Source organism: Clostridium gelidum, from assembly GCF_019977655.1.
GTDB lineage: Bacteria > Bacillota > Clostridia > Clostridiales > Clostridiaceae > Clostridium > Clostridium gelidum.
Genome location: NZ_AP024849.1, coordinates 1223079 through 1245992, shown reverse-complemented (window position 1 = coordinate 1245992; position 22914 = coordinate 1223079). Strand labels below are relative to the sequence as shown.

Genomic DNA, 22914 nt, shown 5'->3' with positions numbered 1-22914 from the left:
TCTATAATTATTATGGATATTAGCCTCTTTATTATACATTTTTTGAATCGTATAATAATTATAAACCTTAATTTATAAAATACTATTCTTTACTAATTTTCATTAACTTTTGAATTTCCACTTCTGTCAAAAATCTATATTGACCTTTTTCTAATGATTCATCTAATATTAATCCTCCAATGGAAATCCTCTTTAAATATACCACGTAACAGCCTACTGCCTTTAACATACGCTTCACTTGATGCTTGCGCCCCTCTGAAATAGTAAGATATCCAGATACAACAGGCTGACTATAATGATTCGAGTGCATATTTTCTAAATTATCAATAGGCATTTCATATTTTAACTCTTTATACATTCCACATTTTTGCACTTCTATTTTAGCAGGTTTCGTTAGTATTTCACCTTTTCCAATATAAATTCCTTGTTCTAATTGCTTCCTATCTTTCTCATCTAAAGAACCCAACGCCCAGAAAAAATAAGTTTTTTCAACATGTTTTTCTGGATACATTAATTGATGTTCAAATTCGCCATCATTAGTAAGTAACAATAAGCCTTCTGTATCCTTGTCTAATCTTCCTACATGGAATACTCCATTCATGTTAACATTATCAAAAAAATCAAATACTGTTTTATGATCTGTATCCTTTGTTGCAGTAATGTAACCAGACGGTTTATTAAACATATAATATACTTTTCCAGCATAATCAACTACCTTACCAATATACTTAATAACATCAGAACTTTCATTAATTTCTATTGCAGGTTCTGTTATCACGTCTCCATTTACCGTTATCATACCTTCTTTAATATAAGTTCTCACCTTTTTCCTATTTCCAATGGATGATTGTGCTAAAAATTTATCTAATCTCATATCTCACCACCATGTATTTTTAATGTTCTAATCTATCTACATTCCTGATTCAATTTATAGATGTCAATTATTTCTGCTTATTTTTCATTTACACCTATATTTCTTATATATTTTTTTCAATCACTCCATAAATAATTGCACCGCTTTTTTTTCCTCCATAATATTTTTCTATTCCTAATTTTTCAAAATCATTAGAACCTTGTCTTTCTTTAATAACAACTCTTTTTTTACACACTCTAAGTGCTTCCATCAAAATCTCTTTTGTTAATCCTTTGTGATCTGCAAAATCCCTAAAGGAATTTATTGATGCTGACTTTCTATTTGGTGCATTAAACATAGGATCAAAATATACTACATCAAAACTATTATCACTTTGCTTTAAAATATAATCTTCATATGATTCATTAACGACCTTTATATTATTTATAGTTTCACCATTAACATTTTTATAGTTTTCTAATCCACGTTTACTTAAATAAGCTATATATTTATTAATTTCTGTCCCTACTACATATCCCTTGTCTCCAACAACTGCTGAAAAGACAAGTGAATCCCCTGCAAGACCTAATGTACAATCTAATATACTATTTCCTTCTTCTAATTTTGTTGCCTCTATTATAGTTTCTTTATTGCCTTGTCTTATTGATTTAATTTTAAGTTCTGACATATTAGGATGCCAAAATAGTGTACTATCTTCTCCCTTTATAACAATTTTATCTCTTTCAACTACTAATAAGTAATCAAAATCATCTTTTAAAATTGTTTTTTTGATACTAAAATTACCTCTTTTTATATATGATATATCTAAATCCTTAGCTATACTTTTTGCTTTATAATTTAAACTCTCATCTGCTTCTCTTGTAGTAGTAACCGCAATCTTCATTTTTTCATCTCTATCTTTCTTCATATATTTCACTTGTTCCATTATATAATACATTCTACCAATTAAATAATTCATTTTATTTTAAATTGAATTTTATAAATTCACAATTAATCTAATAAGTTTATTAATTTTATAATATATATGGATAATCTAGTATCAAGTACACTTGACATAGTATACTTACCTAAACTCTTTTTCCTTTCCTTAAATTCTATTTATTCTTTACTTCTTATGCCTTAATGAATTTTACATTGCCGTTACAACTTGTGAAATAGAATTAGCTCTAATTCTCTTCAATGGATTTATAACAGATAATATTGTAATAGATATATAGCATGCAAATATGAATACTATTTGCAACAATGGAAATTTCCATTCGCCAAGAATAAGATTACCTAATGTTCTTTGCAACACAAGTCCCAAAGTGCATCCTAGAGTGCACCCACTTAAGCTATATACAAAAGCTTCTGTTAAAACCATTCGAAAAAGCTGATCTCCAGACATGCCAATAGCTCTCATAACTCCTAAATATTTTGTTTTTGATTCTACACTTGTATTCATTGTATTTATAATATTTAAAATGCTTATAAGTACTATTACTCCTACAAATCCATAAATAAATACAGCTATTGTCATAAAAGCATTTTGGGCTTCTGAATTAAGTTGCCTCATATCATGAAATTTTATATTAGAATCTTCCATGGCTTGTATATTGGCAACATTTTGCTTTTTATCATTAAGTTGCATTTCTATAGTGCTATATTTATTGTTCTCAAATGTTTCTGAAAATAGCTTTTCAGTTGTTATAAAAGTAGACATTGTTACACTTTCACTATGCTGAGGAGCAGAACTTAATATACCCACAACTGTAAATTCTTTATTTCCTTTGGTAGTTTTAATATAAATTTTATCACCTATTTTTAATTTTGTATTTTTCACTAAATCATTTCCTCTAATTGACTTCTCAACAACTATTATTCCATTTTGTGAATTTAATTTATCTTCATCTAATTCACCAGCTGTTAAAAACTCTTTAGCCCAATTTAATTGAGTTTTATCATAGGACATAAGCCATGAATTATTTTCTGCTGCCACAAATAAACCCTTGTTATCTATTTTAATTTCTCCTACATTTTTCGTGTATTCATCAGTAAGCTTTTCTGCATCAAAGGATGCAGTAACATAGTTTGTCATTCTTCCATAAACTCTTTTTATTCCATCTATACTAGATAATTTAGAATACATATCGTTAGAAATTCCTTGCTTAGAAGTTAATGAAATATCAGGTGTATATGATTTAATTGGTGTCATACCTAAAGCTTTTGGATTAACAAGAATATTAAATCCCATAAACAACATGATACTTAACGCAATTGAAACTGACATTAAAAAAAGAGTTTTCTTTTTAGTTACAGCATTATTTATTCCAAGGGAAATATCAATATTAAAAACTTTTGTTAAAAATCCTTTTTTCTTTTTCTTTGATATTTTAATTTCATTACTTCCAGTAACTGCATTTACTGGTGATACATTTGAAGCTTTTTGGGCTGGTATTAAAGAAGCTATGAAAACTGTTAAAAAACCAATTATAACACCTAAACTTATTCCTACTATACTAAAATTAAATATTGATATTTCTCCAAAGATCTGAGTATTGTAATATTTTAATATAACAGAACAAATAGAACTAATTATCATGCCTGTAATTATGCCTATAGGTATTGCTTTTAAAGAAATAACTATTCCTTCTCGTCTTACCAATCTTTCTATCTGTTTTTTTGAAGCACCAATACATCTTAATACTCCAAACTGCCTAACCCTTTCCATAACTGAAATATTAAAAGTGTTATAAATCATTGTAATTGCTGTAACAAGAACAAGACAAAATAATACACCACCTATAGCATAGAATTTTATAATTGTATTATTATTAGTCTGCATCATAAGTGCCAGAAGACCTTCATTATGTGCTACCCTATCATCTGTTAACTTTAAATCTTTTTTAATAATATCTTCTGTCTGCTTTATATTCACTCCATCTTTAAATAAAATAAAATGTTGACTCAATTTAGGTGTTAAAGTATTTGACATATTTACTGATAAAAATACAATAGGTATAGAAGCTGCTTTTGTACCTCCCCAGTCGTTATATACTCCACTTACAGTAAATTCTTTAATTGAGTTGTTAGGCATTGCTACTGAAACTGCACTACCTATATTGATTTTAACTTTTTCCATAAACCATTTCTCAAGCATAATTTCATTTTCTTTTGTTGGATAAGTTCCTTGTGCTAAATTAAAATTTAAATTGTTTGCAAATTTCTCATCTAGAGAACCAAATGCACATTTTTCATTATTTATGGTACCTTCACCTAAATCTTTTAAAGTTCCCGCATTCTTTACATCGATTCTATTATCAACATAAGCAGTCTCATTTTCAGATGGATTGAAAATTAATATATGATAATTTCCTTCATTTTTCAAAACTTGTGCTGTTTCAAATTTAATAAGTGATTCTAACATGGAAAAAATGCTTACTACAAGTGTTACTGCTATAACTATACTCAAACTTGCCAGCCTAGTTTTCCTCTTATGAACTGATAAATATTTGGGAGCAAGGGCAAGATAACTTGTCATTTTATCTCACCTCCTAGTTCTGATACAATACCATCCTCAACATTAAAAACTCTATCTCCTAAAGAAGCTAAATTTTGATTATGTGTAATCATAATTAATGTTTGATTATATTTACTAACAGATAATTTTAAGAGATTAATTACATCCTTACTGTTTTTAGTATCAAGGTTTCCTGTTGGTTCATCTGCTAAAATAATGGCTGGTTTTGTCGCCAAAGCTCTTCCTATAGCTACTCGCTGTTGTTGTCCTCCTGATAACTGATTAGGAAGATGATTTTTCCTGTCTGATAGACCTAGTATTTCTAATAATTCATTGATATATTTTTTATTAGGTTTTTTATTATCCAATAATATTGGCAGCACGATATTCTCTTCAACATTTAATTCTGGTACCAAATTAAATGCTTGAAATATAAATCCAATATTACGTCTTCTAAAAACTGATAACTCTTTTTCTTTCATTACAAAAATATCTCTATCATCTAACAATACTTTTCCAGACGTTTGAGTATCTAACCCTCCCATAATATTAAGCAATGTACTTTTTCCTGACCCTGATGGTCCTATAATTGAAACAAACTCCCCTTTATTAATTGAAAATGTAACATTTTTTAGTGCTTCTACTTTATTATCACCTTTTCCATATGTTTTACATAAATTTTCTATTCTTAATATCTCCAATATTAAACACCTCACTTTTTACTTTACACACATGAAAGAAAATAATAGACTAACATACTGGTCTATTATTTTCTTGATTATGCCTTAATTAGACTATAACTCATTAAGCTTACAGTTAGATGTATTTAATCTTACAATGTTGTAAGTTTTGAAAAAATCAAATTAAAAGTAGTTCCCTTACCTAATTCACTTTCTACCATAATTGTGCCACCATGTTTTTCAACAATAGACTTTGAAAGCGTTAGACCAATTCCAACTCCCTGAGTATTTTTTGAAAACTTGCTTCTATAAAATCTTTTAAAAATATAATGAAAATCTTCACTATGAATACCCAATCCGTTGTCCTTAATCATAATAATTATAGCTACCGATGTATTATGACAAGAAATAGAAATTTCATTTCCTGATTTTGTATGTTCTAATGCATTTTTAATTATGTTACTTATAGATTCCAGCATCCATTCTTTATCCCAAATAAGACTAATGTTATTATCACAATTTAATACTACTTTTTTACTTTCAAATTTTGCTCGAGTTTGAAATCTCATAATTATATTTTCTAAAAAACCTTTAAGGTTGCAATTTTCCTTATTAAGCTCAATTGCCCCAGCATCTAATTTTGCTAATTTCAATAAATTTTGAATCAAACTTTCCATTCGTTCTAATTCATTCTTAATTTTTAAATTAAAACTGTTAACCACATCATTGTCAACAATTTCATCTAATATAATTTCATTATACATTTCTAATGCTGCTAGTGGTGTCTTCAATTGGTGGGATATATCTGAAATTGTGTCTTTTAAGAATTCCTTGTTTTGTTTTTCTTTTGTTATGTGGGTTATTAAAGAGGTGCCCATCATATTAATTGCTGAAAAAAGTTTTGATAAACTTCCTTCTTTATTATCATCTAAACGTATTTTATAATTACCATTCATAAAATTTAAAATATCTGAATTAGCTTTTTCTAGAGTTTTATTGTATTTAACAGCAAATGTCAATAATACAGTAAAAAATATTATTCCTATACCTAAAGATAAAACAAAGACTATTACAGCATATTTATTATGAAAAGCTTTTACACTAGGAATAAGACTATTATTTATGCTTTCATCATATCCTGCATTTCTTAAAAGTATTTCTCCGCTTCTATAATCTTCTATACTTTTATTATGAGTAAAAGCAGCTGGAAGCTGTGCCATGTTGACCTTATTTTCATATAAATATCCTGCCACTTCATAATCATGCTTTATTAATTCCTTTTTATAATCATTAGTAATTAGTGTTATAATTACTTGTCCTAAAAGAATATAAGAAAATAGAATAATTATTATAGAAATAAATAATTTCCTTAAATCTTTAATATCAAAAATTCTCATGCTAAATCCTCACTTTATAATATTCCATCTATACCCAACACCACGTATTGTTAATAAATATTTTGGGTTCTCTGGGTCATCTTCAATTTTACATCTTAATCTTCTTATATATACAGATAAAGTATTATCATCTATAAAACTGCCATTATTATCCCAGAGCCTGTCCAAAATGGTTTCGCGCATCAACCCTATATTGGGATTTCTCATAAATAAACATAAAAGCCTGTATTCAGCTGTTGTGACTTCTATTTCATTCTTATTTTTAAATACTCTGCTTTCTTCTAAGCTAATCACAATACCATTTGACTGTACTAAATTTTGTTCAATATTAGATGATTTTGTGCGACGCATAAGCGCATTAATTCTTGAAATAAGCTCATTTAATTTAAATGGTTTTGTAATATAATCATCACCACCAATATCAAGTCCCATTACAATATTAACTTCTTCATCTGAAGCAGTAAGAAAAATAATTGGAGCATTGGAAATCTGGCGTACTTTTTTACAAATTTCAAAACCAGTACCATCTGGTAATGTTAAATCGAGAATAAGTAAATCATATTTATTATCTTCAAATATTTCTAAGGCTTCTTTTACAGTTTGGGCTATATTAACATTGAATCCATTCTTTTGGAGTGAAAATTCAAGACCATCAATCAAACTTAAGTCATCTTCTACTAAAAGAATTTTATTCATTATTATTCTCCTTTTATTTTAATATTTACTATAAATGTATTTATTTTTAATGCTATCACATATTTAAAGAAAAAGACACATTGAAACTCTCTTCAATGTGTCTTTTATAAACTATAACTTCTTTTACAAAGTCTCTTATGAACTTTTTACTCTCTGGTACATTCCTGATAATAACATAAGCGCTAAAATCACTCAAAAGATTTCGTACATCTGCTTTTGTTACTATTTGATTAGTATCCTTTGCTTCTCTTTCCCTTATTCTTTTCTCAAAATATCTACTGTATGTCCACTTGCTCCTAGCAGTTCTGGTCTTTCACACGTTGAAAAATGATAATCAAGAAAAAGCCTAAATGTATCTTCATCCATAGCATTCAAAACAGGTCGCATATAATTAGCTGGTCCATCTGCTGCAATTAATTTTATCCTTTGCAGTACTGCGACCTCATTTAACTTATTAATATCTTCAATCCTTACATAATCATATAAATCTTCTGGTTCCGATATAACATGAAAATCATCAGTAAGTTTTCCATTATCAATGCTTGTACGAATATTGTTTTCCTTAAAACCATATGTTATTACACTAAATTCATTCATACAATATGCCACTAAGATAACACCGCCAACCTTAGTTACTCTTTTTGCCTCTTGCAGTGCTTGTACCTTATCTTCAAATGTATATAAATGATACATTGGTCCAAACACCAAAGTCATGTCAAAAGTATTATCCAAAAATCTTGATAAATCTAAGGCTGTTCCTTGATGCGCTTTTACTGTACTTCCTTTTGACTTTAAAACACCTAAATTGTGCTTAACAAGTTCAATTGCAGTAACATCATATCCTTCATTTGCTAGTTGTACAGAGTATCTCCCTGTCCCTGCACCAACATCTAAGATTTTTGCATTCTCATTATTTCCTAGATACTCATGAATATACTTCATGGAAGTTAAAAATTCAACCTGTGCATATTTTCTCGTTAATCTTTTGTCCTCACAAAATTTATTATAATATTTTTCCAATTCCATTGTCATATCTTTATGTACCCCATCTGTTATTATATTTTAAATTGATTAACATGTTCGATCATTTCTTTAGTCACGCCATTTAGTACTTCTGCTGCTAATGCAACTTCTGATGATGCAGACTTCATTTCTTCAGTTGAAGCTGCAATCTCTTCTGATGAAGCTGAAACCTCTTCTGATACTGCAGATGTATTCTCTATTTTATCTGAAATCACGTTCTTCTCAGTATTTATTTCTGCAATTGATACATTGGCAGACTTAATTTTGGTTACAATGTCATTTATTTCAGATATTATATTTTCATAAGATTTAAGTGCTGTGTTTATAACATTAACTTGATTATCTAATTCATTATTAAGTCCATTTGTATTTTTTATAATTCCATTAGCTTCATTTGATATTCCATTAATTAATAAATTTATATTTTTTGAAGATTCTTGAGATTGCTCTGCAAGTGTTCTAATCTCATCAGCAACCACTGCAAATCCCCTACCTGATTCTCCAGCTCTTGCCGCTTCTATAGCTGCATTTAATGCCAATAAATTTGTTTGTTCTGATATATCATTTATTAATGTAGTTATTTCCGATATTTGAATTATGTTGCTATTTAATTTTTCAATTTTCTTAATAAAATCTTTAAAAGAAGAACTTACAACATTAACAGATTCAATTAACAACTTCATATTTTCATTACTATTTCCAGCCATTTGATTAATTCCATTTGATTTTAAATTTATAGTTTCTATTTCACTCACTACACCATCTAATTTATTCCCAAATGTATTTAATATAGTTGTAATTTCCATTAAATTTGTTGCTTGACTACTTACACCAGTTGCAGTTTCATGAGTTGCAATAGATACATTCTCAGCTGTAGATGCCATTTGTTCAGCAACCTTTGATAAATTATTTGCTTTTAAATCAATATTAGCAGAATTTTCTTTAATTGATACAATTGTTCCAACTATAGATTCCTGCATGATTTTTATTGACTTAAACGCGTGACCAATTTCGTCATTAGTTTTTAATCTTTTAGCTGAAACTTCCATTGTAAAATCCCCGTTTGAAATAACTTGTAAATGAGATGAGATTTTACTTATTCCAACTGAAATTAATCTTGCCACTATATAAACTAATACTAGTCCAACTAATACAATAATTAAAGAAGCTGCAAAAATAGATATTTTCAAGACATTTAGTTGAGATAAAACTTCATTTTGAGGTACCGCAATTCCTATAAACCAATTTGTATTTTTTATTGGTGCGTATCCTACATATTTAAACTCTCCTTGATACTTAAATTCTCCAGTACCTGCTTTCCCTTTTATCATTTGATTTTGAACATCTGCCAACATTTGAAGTGATGGATCATTTTTAGCTTCCTCAATAACATTTTCACCTTTAGTTACTGATTCTTTATTATAATGCGCAACAGTAACCCCTAAATTATTAATAATAAAACTCTTGCCAGTCTTTCCAACTGTTATATCACTCGTAATTGCACTTAGTTCTGCTGCATCCCTATTTCCAATCAACACACCAATAACTTTTCCATCCTTATCTTTAATTGGTACTGCCATATTTATTATTAAGTTTCCATCTGCCTTACTAATTATAGGATCTGTAATAACTCTATTTCCTTTTAACGCTTCCTGATAATAAGGCCTATCCTTTAATACAATATGATCAAGTGTCATAGTGTAAGCATCTCCATTTAAATCTCCAAATCCAAGACTTGTAAATCCTGTCCTCTTTGCCTCTGCTTTTAATATCTCTGCCTTATCTTGAAGCGAAACACTAAAATCCCTTATTTCATTCCTTTGACTTATAGTCTCTAAAACACTATAGTTGGTATCAAGGCGACTTTCTATTACCCTTGCAGCTTGTACTGAAGTGCTAGATAACATTTCTTTTGCGTTGTTTGCCAATGCATAATTGGATGAATAATAAGCAGTAGTTCCCAAAGCTAAACATACACATACAATTAATACACCAAAATACACTGACAATTTTATTTTTATACTTCTCATAAATAAATCCCCCTAAGCCTTTTTGATTAAATTTCACTTCACACCAATTATAAATATTCTTTATTGTATAATATAATTGCAATTAGATATAGTAATTACATTATACTACATATTGACTCATATTAAATACAACGCAGCCAAATTAATTGCCCATTAGTTGTACATTATACAAATGTTTTCTTATACTTTATAACCTAATTAAGCTGAAAACATGTGCACCAATTCTCTGAGTACATTTTCTAGATATACATATATCATTGAGCTAATATTATCCTTAATTAAAACTATAATCCCATAGTTCTATCAAATTAGTTATTTGATAAATCTATGGGATTATAACTTTATTCACAAATAATTTTTTATAAGAATCGATTAATTTTTATTTATAACATTTAAAAAATAATATTAACCCTTTAGAGCACCAGCTGTTAAGCTCTTATGAACCTGACTGCTCATTAAAAGATAAATAATAACAGTAGGAATAGTAGCAATAACTAAAGCTGCACCTATGGGACCCCATTCTGTTGCATATTTCCCAGCCATAGACTGAATTCCTACTGTCAATGGCTTATAGGCCTGCTTATTAATAAATACGGTTGCAAACATTAATTCATTCCAAGCTTGCAAAAATGTGAATATAGAAATTGTTGCTACTGCTGGTCTTAAGATAGGCACAATAATACTGAAAAATATTCTGTAAATACTGCATCCATCAATACAAGCTGCTTCTTCAATTTCTCTAGGAATAGATTTCATAAAGCTTGTAAGAATAAGAATAGCCATCGGAATAGCAAATGCAACATAAGGTAAAATTAAAGCCCAATAGGTATCCAATAACTTTATCTTACGCAATATTAAAAATACTGGGAGAAGCGCTGCATGAATTGGTATCATTAGCCCTGCCATAAAAAGCAAAAGAGTTGTATTTCTAAATTTCCACTTCATTCTAACCAATGCATAAGAAGCCATTAATGAAACTAATACAGTTACAGCTATAGTAACACCTGTAATTATTGCACTGTTCATAAAGTATACTCCAACATTTGCATTAACTAATGCCTTTTCATAGTTTCCCCATAAAAACTTATCAGGCAAACCAATTAAGTTACCTCCAAATATTTCCCCATTAGTTTTAAGGGAGAATGTTATCAGCCAATATAGTGGGAAAATTTGTATAATAGCCCATACAATAAGAAATATGTATAACAGTTTGTTTACAATTTTCCCTCCAAAAATTTTTGAAATATAATTACTACTCATTTTTCATACTCCTCTACTCATTTATTCCACATCATCGACTTTGAAAAATTTCTGTATTACTCCTGTAAGTATAAGACATTCTATTATTATAAAAATTGCGATGGCACTTCCATATCCATACATGCCTCTTACAAATATATTATTAACAAGTAATGTACTTGGTACCTCACTTGCATGGTTAGGTCCACCATTAGTCAATACATATACAAGGTCAAAAATCTTCAGAGCACCTATAACAGAGAAAGTTACACATACTTTGAGCATAGGTTTTATTAGTGGTATAGTAATTTTAAAAGCCATTTTAACACCTGATGCTCCATCAAGTTTTGCGGCTTCATATATATCTGTAGGAATTGATTTTATGGCTGCATACATTAGTAACATATGATATCCTACGTATTGCCATAATGTAGGCACAAAGGATGCTCCAAGCGCTGTAGTTGGATCTGCTAACCATGTTTTTGCCATACTGCCAAGACCTATTGATTTCAAAAAACTGTTAAGTAATCCGTAATCCGGGTTATAAATCTTCATCCAAAGTTGTCCAATAACAACTGTAGAAATTATTACAGGTATAAAAAAAACATTTAAAAAAAACTTTTCTCCTTTAACTCCATTAGCAAGAACTAATGCTAAAAATAAACTAATTGGTAATTGAATAAACACTGATACAATAACAAAATATAATGAATTTTTAATAGATAGAGCAAAACTACTTGTACTACTAGTAAACAGATCTATATAATTTTGTAAACCTACAAAGACTGGCTTCTTTAATCCATCCCAATCAAGAGTACTGTAATAACCTGAAATAAATATAGGTAAAAGTACAATTAGAACAAAAAATATTAGTGCAGGAAATAAGAAAAATAATATTGCTTTTTTATCTGAAAGAACTTTATCCATTGTTAACCTCCTTAAAATAAGTCATTTTCAAAAATTACCATATTAAATTTATTGAATATGATTTAACATATACTACCCGTATGAAGACAAAATAGCAGTATCAATCCCATCAAAGGATTCATAAATCGTATATATATTAGATTGGATTTGTAGAAAACTACAAATCCAATTGTATTTAAAAACTTATTGGCAAGGAGCATGTTAAAATGAAATATTAACTTCTGTTCCTCTTCAAATTTATAACATTACTTGGCATTCATTTTTTGCATATCTTTAGCAAATTGTTCTGGTGTGACTTGTAAAGAGAATAATTGTGTTAATTCTTTTTGGTAATCGTCAGAATCTTTAGTTAGCAATAGTGAATTAAACCATTGTGTAGTTGTCTTTGCTTCCTTAAGATTTTTAGCTATTTGTAAATTTAAAGGATCAAGCTTAGATTCATCTACATCCATTTTCCAAGTTGGTATTCCAGCACCTGCTAGATATGCTTCTTTTGAGTGATGTTCAGTAATATACTTAAGAAGTTTAACTGATTCTTCTTTATGTTTTGTATTAGCACCTACAAAGAATCCTTCAGCAGCTCCACCTGTAAAATCATTTATATCGCCTTTTCCACCTTCAATAATTGGGAATTTTAAAGCAAGAATCTTACCTTTAATCTTAGAATCATCTTTTTGGATATTACCAACAGTCCAGCTACCATTTACATACATTGGAATTTTACCATCGTAAAAACCCATCTCTGATTCATCTCTTGTTACACCAAGAGCACCATCATTAAATGCTTTAAGCTTTACTAACTCCTGAAATTTTGCAGCAGCATCTATAAAACCTGGATCTTCATAAGTACCTTTTTTACTAAGCGCATCATTAACTACCTTAGCACCTGCATCACGAATAGCCATAATGTCAAAATACTGTGTTGTAGGCCATTCATCCTTAGCACCTACAGTCATAGGTGTAATTCCTTTAGCTCTAAAAGCTTTAACTGCAGTTACTAATTCATTGTAAGTTTCAGGAATCTTAATTCCATTTTGATCAAACAGTTCTTTGTTTACGAAGAATACGGCAGTTGCTTGTGTATAAGGTAAGCCATATACTTTTCCATCAAAAGTCATATTAGATAGAACTCCTGAAAGTAATCTATCTTTAGTTCCATCGTTTAAATAATCGTCTATAGGTAAAATCTTTCCAGCGTCTACATAACCTTTAATAGATCCTCCAGCCTGAGAATAGAAAACATCTGGAAGTTCATCACCAGCTGCTGCTGTCTTAATTTTAGTATCATAAGCTTTAGCTTCTGTTTCATCAATGTCTAGCTTAATATCAGGATTTTCTTTTTGAAAGTCTTCTAACACCTTAAGAAAAGGTTTTCTGTTTGACTCGCTGTCAGCAGCCCATACATGCCACAATTTTAATGTAACTTGCTTTGAACCATCAGCACTTTTTCCATCACCTGAAGAGCTAGCTCCACAACCAACTGCACTAGTTACTAATAATAACGACATAGATATAGTTGCTATTTTTTTTAAGATATTTTTCATTTTTTTACCCCCTATAATTAATATAGTTTTATTTGGTTTACTATATAATTCTAGTTCACTATGGACTTTGTTAGAACGTAAAATATTTACTTAAATGGGTAGTTTTTTTACGTCTTTAAATCGTTTTCACGAGTAACACATTAAATGGCTATTGCTTTTTGCAATAACCATTTAAATAATTTGAGTTTTCTTAAAATCACTTACAGATATCCCCGTATACTTCTTAAAACATTTTCCGAAATAATTAGGGTCAGGTACTCCAATTTTTTCGCATACCTCATAATTCCTTAAATCTGTCTCTTTAAATAATTCTATAGCTTTTTCAATTCTAATTTTTGTCAGATATTCTATAAAACTCTGTCCAATTTCTTGTTTAAAGACTCTGCACAAGTAACTTGGATTTAAATAAAATTTATTTGCTATACTTGAAAGTGAAAGTTCAGAATCAGAAATGTTTTTTTGAATATACTCTACTATTTCAATATAAACCTTATTAACCTTTTTGGCTCTAGCTCCTTTAATTGACTTAATTGCATTTAAAACAAACCTGATCAAATATTCCCTCATTTCACTAATGGTATCAATTTTTAGTATAGAATTATAAGGAAAATCTTTAGATTCTAGCATCTGCTCATAATCCATTCCTAATTCTGTTATTGAATTGAAAACCATAGTTGCTATATTTATTGATAATACCCTTACCTGTCCAATATTATAATTTTTAGTAGTATCGATATCTTTAAATATTTTATCAATAATAGATATAACCTTTTCATCAATTCCGGCTTTTATATAAAAACCCAATTCATTAGTTTCTTCATTCTTTACATCTAAGCCTTGACTCTCAATACTCATATCATTAAAATAAATTACCTGATTTTTACCATAAACTTCTTTATAATTTAATGCTTCAAAAGCCTCCCTATAGGATTTCTTTATGTTTTTTAAATCTTTATAAGCATTTCCTATGCCTACACAGACATAACAATTAAGTCTATTTATTAGCAAATCTTTAATATGTTCACAGCTAAATATAATATCTATTTTAGGATTACTGTTTAAAATAACTATCTTACGGCTATTGTCAATAATTACATATACATCCTTATAATCTTGAAAATATTTCTTAACTATTTCTGCACAAGCCAAGTCCAATAAAACAGCTTCTTCCTCACTTTTAGATTCTTCATTATCAATATGAGAAGTTCCAATTAGCGCAATTTGAATATATTGACTAAGACTTTCCACTGAAAAATATAAAAGCTTATCTATAATATGTTCCGAAGAATTACTTCTTTGGATCAAATCGTTTAAAAATTTTTCTTTTAAATACTCAAAGTTTTCTGATAATCGTTCTTTGAGTTTCAAATATTCTGCTCGGCTCATTCTTTCAGTTTCAATCTTATTTTTCAAGCTTTCAACAGATTCTCTAAGTTCTGATCTTTTAATAGGCTTTAACAAAAAGTCATTTATTCCTATCTTTATTCCTTGCTTTGCATATTCAAACTCTTCATAAGCTGTTAAAACAATAATTTTTATATATGGAAATCTTTCAGAAGCCTTTCTACTAAACTCCAAACCATCCATAAATTGCATACGTATATCTGTAATTATAATATCAGCATTAACTTTTTCTAGCATATCAAGGGCTTCTTGCCCGCTAGATGATTCTCCAGCAATTTGTATTCCAAGTTCATCCCAATTGATGCACTTCTTAATTAAATTTCTAGTATTCTCTTCATCGTCTACAATTAATATTTTTATAAAATTATTATTCATTTTTACCCCCATCTTCTATAGGAATTGTAATAGTCACTTTAGTTCCGTATCTTTTGCGACTTTCAATTTCATATACTTCTGATATACCATAAAAAATTCTTAATCTTTCTATAGTTCCCCTTAATCCAAAGCTCAAATTATTATGGTCAATTTTATCACTCATAACCTTATCAAGTTCTTCCTCTGTCATTCCAACTCCATCATCTTCTATAGATATTTTCATTAAGTTACCTATTAAACCAACTGTAAACTTTATATTACCTTTTTCACCCTTTGGTTTTATACCATGATACAATGCATTTTCTGCAATAGGCTGCAATACTAGCTTTAATATCCTAAGATGAAGTACCTTTTCATCAACTTCATAAGTGTCCGTAAAAATATCCCCATACCTTAACTTTTGTAACAAGAAATAATTTTTTACTATATCAATTTCTTCTCCTACAGTAATTACCTCTCTTCCTTTGCTAAGGCTAGTCCTATAGTATCCACCTAAAGCTTCTAGAGCTTCATATACTTCATTACATTTTCCAGATAAAGCGAGATATCCCATAGCATCCAAAGTATTATATAGAAAATGAGGTTTTACTTGAGCTTGAAGCACACTAAGTTCTGCCTTCCTCTTTACCTTTTGTTCATCAACAATTCTATTGATAAGCTTTTCAATTTCACAAACCATAATATTATACCCATCTTTAAGTTTACCAATTTCATCATTACCAACTTCAATATTAACTTTCTTAAATTCCCCATTTTCTATCCCCTTCATAGATCTCAAAAGTTTTTTTATAGGGTTAGTAATTAATCTAGATATTGAAATAGCTCCAATAAGCATCAATATTCCATTGATTATAGTAAAAATAAAGGTCATAAAATATAAGGTATTTGATTCTTTTGAAAGTTCCTTAAAAGGTATTTTACTAACAATCGTCCAGTTAAAATCTTCAATTTTCAATAAAGAAAATATATAGTCCTGCCCTTTTACTTTTTCAATTATTGAATTATGCTCCTTTTCATCAGTAGATTTTACTAACTTTTTTGTCACCAATTCACTTATTTGATTAAAATCAGATACATCCTTCGGATTAACTATAGATTCATTATTTTCATCCATAAGTAAAATATTAGTACCATTTTTACTTACAATATCCTTATAACAATTAACAAAGTAGCTTTCATTTATATTTATAACGAGTGTTCCTATTGGTTTTTGAGATTCCATATCATTTATCACTCTAATTAATGACACATAATTTTCTTTAATATTAGAATCTGCTTTCTCTCCAGCATTTAATCTTAATATATAATATCCTTTTTTATCAATAATGGTTTTATACCAATTTGCATCTTCAATTCTATCAAACTTAAAGCTATTTCTAGATTGCTTGTCTATGTAGTATTTGTTTCCAAAATTATCATAAATATAAATTGCAGATACATTATTCATGGAATCTATAATACTACTTAAATAACTATTCATAGTAATCTGGATATTACTACCATTCCTATTGTTTGAATTTTTTAATATGGACTGTATATCTTTATTAGATATTATTATTCTTGAATTATTACCTATGCTCTGTATCATAGAATTTATATTTGACTTTATGGTATAAAGTGTTTGAACAGACAATTCACTAACCTTTTTTGATGTAATGTCATCATATATTTTTTCATAAATAAAACTGCTTGCAATTACTGAAAAAATCATTAGCATAAGATATATAACAACTATTTTTGAACTTATCTTTAAATCCATGTATCTTTTACGTATACCTATTAAATTTATCATCATTATCTTCTCTTTCATTTAAATAGTTGGGAGTGGCAAAAAATACTTAGTCTATAATTTTAATTTAAACTATAAATATATTAGGAATCATTCTGCATTTTTCTTACATCTAATGGTTGCCTTGGAACTTTCTAATTATATCCAAATCCAAGGATAGTAAAAAACTTATCCTGACTATCTGCTGCCATCTTTATTTCTACCTGATGTTCCCTGCTATTTTCCTCTTGATACAAAATAACAGCATTACAATGTGTCCATCCTGTTGCTCGTGGATCTGCTGTTAACACAATCGTACTATCCACATAAACATCTGCCTTGCCAAAATCCATTCTTCCTGAATCCTTAAAAATGAGCAGCAAACTTCGGCTATTAACTGTTAAACAGAAGCTTTCATCTCCAGATTCTGGTGTGTGCATCCAATTATATGGGAACTCAGGTGTTCCCAAAGGATTACAATCCATTTCAACAAACTGAAGATCTTCATCTGTTTCTTTAAAACTTCCATGTTTTATTACTGCCCCGTATGCATTATCCTTCTTATCAATAAGATGCACTTCTATAAAACAATTTCCTATAGCTGGCTCTATATCAAGTAAGATATCCTTTTCATTACAAACATCCTTTGCAGTCTGATCGAATAAATGTGCAAGACAATCTACCATTATAGTATGTCCATCATTTGTAGGGTGATAAATGTCGTAAAAGTACTGTCTCTTTGTTATGATGTTACCTTCCTCTTTGGTTAGTTTAAATTGTTCTACAACAGCATCAGATAAGCTTACCATAGGCAAGTCATAATGATTTCCCACTGGTGAAAGTCTTTCCTGGAGATTAAAATCATCGGCAAATACACTAAACAATAAAACTACTGCTGGTTTATTTTCAGCAGAAAGTATATTTTTAACCAAACTTTCATAACATTTACCTTTTGTCTCATCTCCTTCATCATTTACTGCAAATTCAACAACAACAATATCAGGTTTTACCTTTTCATCTCTTAGAACATCCCGGTCATATCTTATCATTCCAAGCTCTGAAGGCGTTCCACCTACTCCTGCTTTTATAAAATGAACATTATCTCCACCATTCTTTCCAAACATCTCTTTAAATTTCACATATGATCTATAAGCGTAACACTCTGTATGAATTGGTTTTGCACCAGCACCTTGAGTGATAGAACCTCCTATATAAGCAATGGTTACATCTTCTCCTTTTCTTGCCTTATCTATCGCAGCTTTAAGCCTTTTATTATTACCAATATTTAAAAGAGACTTTGAAATCATTGAATTATACTTAGTACTACCGAATTCCACTGGTGGATCAATTTCGATTTCAGGCACCTCATAACCATCATTAAGATAAACCTTAACTGTTGCCTGCGCTGTTAATCCTGGATTTTCAAACTCAAAAGCTATTTTTCCAACAACATCATCATCTGTTGACCACTCATAATCTTCAAGGTTAAGAATTACCTCTGATCCATCTTTGGTGCATGGCAGCTTAATTATTGTTCCACCTGCATATCTATCTACTTTTCCATAGTTTTGAAATACAAAGTCGATAGTTCCTACATCATCTTTTCCTATTACACACACTCCGATGCTATGAACTACTTTATGAACACTGTCGCAATTTTTTAATAATTCAAGGATATTTTCATCCTTAACTCCGCCTACAAACTGAGCATTAAAGGCTAATCTACCTTCATCCAGATAAACTTCCTGAGAAGGTTTTCCTTCCAATCGTGCAGTGGCTTCTAAAATTTTATCTACCATAATATAAAAGCCACTACGTTTTTCTTGTGGATCTTTAGGCGCTTTAGGTCCTAATTGTTCATCATTCATCATATTGTTCCATTCCTCCTATATATGCTTTCTGTAATCTATAATTTTACACGTATAATTTAATAAAAATTTGTCAAAATACATTACCAATAAACATGGATAACTTTTGTTCTTCTACTAATTTTAAATTTTCTTATTACCATATTACATCTATTTGGTAAATTAAACTGGCAATATATTAACCAAATATAGACATATGTTGCACTAGATTTTATATTATAAAGAATTACTATCGTTTTAATGATTATTGTAAATTAAATGTGGATAAATCATGCTCAGAAGTTGCTTAGGTTAATTTATTTTTACTTCTTATAAAAACAAATTAACCCACGAAAATCTAAAATTAAGATTTTCGTAGGTTTCCTGGTAGAGACGAAGTACGATATTCGTATTCTTGAATATAAATATTAATTGAACTTGTTGTAATTACAAAAGCATTTTTGCAAATTCCATATTATCAAAGCTATTTTCTTTAATATATTCTAAAATTTTGCTTCTATAGTTTCTATCGTGCTCTACTGCTTTTACAAATACTTTAACAAACTCTATTATATCTTCTACAGAATCTTTTCCATTATATATGTATTTCCCAACTAGATAAAATCTGATTAATGAATATCTAAATAAAAGCAGAATATATCCATCGAACATAAAGTCACTTTCTGAAAAAGGGAATAAATTATTATATATAAAATTAACCATATAATTTTCAAATATGTGGCTGTTGCTTTCTATATACTCATCTGTATATTTTTCAAATGCATTTATATATTCCTTCTTATTTTCAATTACATCATCATTATCTTTAATATTATATCCCTGTAAAACTTCCTTAGTGTACTTTCTTAATTTATCGCTATCCATTTCATTTACTATATCTAAAGAATCAACTATATTCTTCAAAAATGAAACTTGAAGTGCATAATTCATAGGATCTCTTTTATAAGACTTAGATTTAGTTTCTATATCATATTTACTTATAAATTCTTTTATTTTATTACTTTCTATATCTTCAAGCTTATTTAAAAAATCACCCAGAACATATAATCTAGAACTGAAATTTAAATTTCTATTTTGCATTATTTTTATTGAAAAGTCTCGTATCTCTTTAAAATACTTTATAGGTGTATTTTTAAATTCAGATGATCTAGTATCAAGTACACCGGACATAGTATACTTACCTAAACTCTTTTCACTTTGCTTAAATTCTATTTTTTCTTTACTTCCAAAAATAATTCTTGCTGCCTCTATACATGATGCATCAAGACACATTTCATAATGGTCATCTACTTTATTTAGTACTCTAGGAAATTGACCACAAACACTAGATAGATAATCTTCACCAAATCTTCCTTGAATGGAACAGAAATTCTGATCATCTAGAAGCGGACATTTTTTTTCTTTGTTTAATTTAATTCTTCCATAATCTAAATCTTTATTAGTACAATATTCATTGATATGAATACTTTTTCGGATTATCTTCTTCATTGTTTCATCTGTAACTTTATGATATTTTTTAAATGTTTCTTTATCAACATCTATATCCCATCCCATGCAACAGGTATCTTCACATTTTCCTCCAATACACTGAAACTTATCTAAATATGATGGATATATTATTTTAACATTTTTCTCCATGATTATCTTCCTTACCTTTTAATATTTTATCTAAGGCACATGAAAGAAAATAATGGACCAAAGATGCGATGCATACTGGACTATTATTTTTTTAATTGTGCCTAAAGCTAATTATATCATCAAAGTAGCAAGTAATATTGAAAAATATAAAAATAAGGTTGAGTCAAGTAAAAGTTGGCAAGAATTTTATTTAAATTATTATCCATTATTTTACATTGCATTTTTAAAATTTCCCTACCCATACTGTATATTTAACTATAACTAATATCACTAAATGATTTTAATCCACATAAATCACGTACTATTTTTCTACCTAACGTTGCGGCAGCTCCGCTATACGGAATTTGTGCACTATTGCACTTATATGCCTTACACTTATTAGATTCTTTATTCGCTTGAAATACTGTTAATGGTAGTTTTGCAACTACTGTATCAATAACATCATCAGAAATAATATTTCTGTAGATTTTATCTACAGTATCAAACAACCTATTACTAAATTTTTCAGATAATATTTTAGATAAATTATCTGCACCATTAATAGACCAGCTCATTTTTCTGCCCTTCATTCTTTGAGCTAATACATCACAAATATTATGTTCCATTGTGCCTAGATTCTTGTATTCCATGCCTTCCGGCGCCGTAGGCATGTTTATGTCACTTCTTAATTTATACGGTATTAATCCATCTCTATTGTGAACAAAGTAATCATATAATTCAGTAAGCTTCTTAAATGCAATATCTTTTTCGTTTGTAAGTATCATCATATTTACAATAGTTTCTAGACCTTCATCAATTTTACCTTCTCTAAATAGTTTTAGTAATTGCTTTTGAGCTCTTTTATCACTTACCTTACGTATAATCGCTTGGCCTACATGAAATGGATCTAGCTGAAAATGAATGTCTTCATCCTCACAAGTTGCTTTAATCCAATTTGCTCCATCACCGTTTAATATTCTAGTTTGAATTTCATCTACATTGTATTTTTCTGAAATTGTTGCGCTAGCAAGCTTTTTAAAGTGATTGGAATTGCTAAAGCTTGCACAAACAGTTTTATCAACAACCACATATTCTTTTTTGCTCCCTGGGCGTAAAGTCCAGCCAGTATATGATACTGCTAGTTTTAACTCTTTCTTTTTATTTTTCCCTTTTGGTCTATCATTACCTTGAAGATAGAGCCAAACTCCATCTTGCTCCTGAAACAATACTGGTACTTCCTTTTCGCCTTTTAATGCACCTTTGTCATTTAACTCAATTTTACGATTTTCTATTTCTTTAATCTTTTCCCCAAGTGTTTGAACTATGTTCCAAACGCCTTGAGCACTAATATCTTGATTACACATAGTTTTAATATTCTCAGATGTCTTTCTAAAAGAAACCTCCGTCACGTTAGTTAAAATAGTTTCTACGAGATTTATAGACACATTTCCTAAAGTGTCCATCCCTAAATACTCATCCAAAAGGTACTTAGTTGCTTTCTTACCATCTTCAAGTTTAAATTCATAAATGCGCCTAGAATACTCTACGTTCCCCATAATAGTCCTCAAACAAGTTTGCTTACGACCTTTATTACGGTAAACCTTGCTATCTCTTTCATTAAGTAGTTTTTCATCTAAAAATTCTAATATACTTTTTAAAGCATTACAAGCTTCGTCACAAGCATATTTATAAATTCTTTTCTCTAACTCCTTGAAAGTCATTCCTTTATCATTTAAACTTAATTCATACATAAATATAACTCCATTCTATTTAGTCTTAGCAACTTAATTATAATGGATAATTTATGTATTTGGGAGATGCTTTCGCATCTCCTTTTACTATTTATACAGTTTTTATTACTGTTTCTGCCTACTAAAATTATACTCTAACTAAAAATAAGAAGGAGAATCTCCTCTTTCTGGACTTGATTCTCCTTCATTGTCTAAATACATTATTAAGTTATCATTTACAAA

16 protein-coding genes are annotated in these 22914 nt (G+C 29.1%); all 16 read right to left on the bottom strand.

The window, feature by feature from the left end; all coding sequences use genetic code 11:
* Positions 1 to 82 precede the first annotated feature (82 nt).
* Positions 83 to 874 carry a pseudouridine synthase gene (locus tag psyc5s11_RS05660; RefSeq protein ID WP_224036659.1) on the bottom strand — a complete coding sequence of 264 codons (792 nt, stop codon included), beginning with the start codon at positions 872 to 874 and terminating at the stop codon, positions 83 to 85.
* Positions 875 to 977: 103 nt separating this feature from the next.
* Positions 978 to 1757, bottom strand: a complete 780-nt coding sequence (locus psyc5s11_RS05655) for a class I SAM-dependent methyltransferase (RefSeq protein WP_311196439.1) — start codon at positions 1755 to 1757, stop codon at positions 978 to 980.
* Between the two features lie 246 nt (positions 1758 to 2003).
* Positions 2004 to 4394: an ABC transporter permease gene (locus tag psyc5s11_RS05650; RefSeq protein WP_224036657.1), complete on the bottom strand. Its 2391-nt coding sequence runs from the start codon at positions 4392 to 4394 to the stop codon at positions 2004 to 2006.
* Positions 4391 to 5074 carry an ABC transporter ATP-binding protein gene (locus psyc5s11_RS05645; RefSeq protein WP_224036656.1) on the bottom strand — a complete coding sequence of 228 codons (684 nt, stop codon included), beginning with the start codon at positions 5072 to 5074 and terminating at the stop codon, positions 4391 to 4393. The genes psyc5s11_RS05650 and psyc5s11_RS05645 overlap by 4 nt, the downstream gene beginning before the upstream one ends.
* Before the next feature lie 131 nt (positions 5075 to 5205).
* Positions 5206 to 6450: a sensor histidine kinase gene (locus psyc5s11_RS05640; RefSeq protein WP_224036655.1), complete on the bottom strand. Its 1245-nt coding sequence runs from the start codon at positions 6448 to 6450 to the stop codon at positions 5206 to 5208.
* Positions 6451 to 6459: 9 nt separating this feature from the next.
* Positions 6460 to 7146 carry a response regulator transcription factor gene (locus psyc5s11_RS05635; RefSeq protein WP_224036654.1) on the bottom strand — a complete coding sequence of 229 codons (687 nt, stop codon included), beginning with the start codon at positions 7144 to 7146 and terminating at the stop codon, positions 6460 to 6462.
* 255 nt (positions 7147 to 7401) lie between these two features.
* A complete protein-coding gene (locus tag psyc5s11_RS05630) occupies positions 7402 to 8178 on the bottom strand; it encodes a class I SAM-dependent methyltransferase (protein ID WP_224036653.1) in 777 nt (258 codons plus the stop codon).
* 23 nt (positions 8179 to 8201) lie between these two features.
* On the bottom strand, positions 8202 to 10199 hold the full coding sequence (locus psyc5s11_RS05625; protein ID WP_224036652.1) for a methyl-accepting chemotaxis protein: 1998 nt from the start codon (positions 10197 to 10199) through the stop codon (positions 8202 to 8204).
* Between the two features lie 405 nt (positions 10200 to 10604).
* Positions 10605 to 11459, bottom strand: coding sequence for a carbohydrate ABC transporter permease (locus psyc5s11_RS05620; RefSeq protein ID WP_224036651.1), 855 nt, complete (start codon positions 11457 to 11459; stop codon positions 10605 to 10607).
* A gap of 21 nt (positions 11460 to 11480) precedes the next feature.
* The gene (locus psyc5s11_RS05615) at positions 11481 to 12365 is read right to left on the bottom strand and encodes a carbohydrate ABC transporter permease (protein ID WP_224036650.1); all 885 of its coding nucleotides are present in this window, start codon (positions 12363 to 12365) and stop codon (positions 11481 to 11483) included.
* Positions 12366 to 12610: 245 nt separating this feature from the next.
* Positions 12611 to 13909: an extracellular solute-binding protein gene (locus psyc5s11_RS05610; protein WP_224036649.1), complete on the bottom strand. Its 1299-nt coding sequence runs from the start codon at positions 13907 to 13909 to the stop codon at positions 12611 to 12613.
* A 171-nt stretch (positions 13910 to 14080) separates the two neighbouring features.
* Positions 14081 to 15688, bottom strand: a complete 1608-nt coding sequence (locus psyc5s11_RS05605) for a response regulator (protein ID WP_224036648.1) — start codon at positions 15686 to 15688, stop codon at positions 14081 to 14083.
* Positions 15681 to 17498 carry a sensor histidine kinase gene (locus tag psyc5s11_RS05600; RefSeq protein WP_224036647.1) on the bottom strand — a complete coding sequence of 606 codons (1818 nt, stop codon included), beginning with the start codon at positions 17496 to 17498 and terminating at the stop codon, positions 15681 to 15683. The genes psyc5s11_RS05605 and psyc5s11_RS05600 overlap by 8 nt, the downstream gene beginning before the upstream one ends.
* A 113-nt stretch (positions 17499 to 17611) precedes the next feature.
* On the bottom strand, positions 17612 to 19327 hold the full coding sequence (locus tag psyc5s11_RS05595; RefSeq protein ID WP_224036646.1) for an SGNH/GDSL hydrolase family protein: 1716 nt from the start codon (positions 19325 to 19327) through the stop codon (positions 17612 to 17614).
* Between the two features lie 423 nt (positions 19328 to 19750).
* Entirely contained in the window at positions 19751 to 20962 is a 1212-nt protein-coding gene (fliB, locus tag psyc5s11_RS05590; RefSeq protein WP_224036645.1) for a flagellin lysine-N-methylase, read from the bottom strand.
* A gap of 251 nt (positions 20963 to 21213) precedes the next feature.
* Positions 21214 to 22692, bottom strand: coding sequence for an ISLre2 family transposase (locus tag psyc5s11_RS05585; RefSeq protein ID WP_224033258.1), 1479 nt, complete (start codon positions 22690 to 22692; stop codon positions 21214 to 21216).
* Between the last annotated feature and the right edge of the window lie 222 nt (positions 22693 to 22914).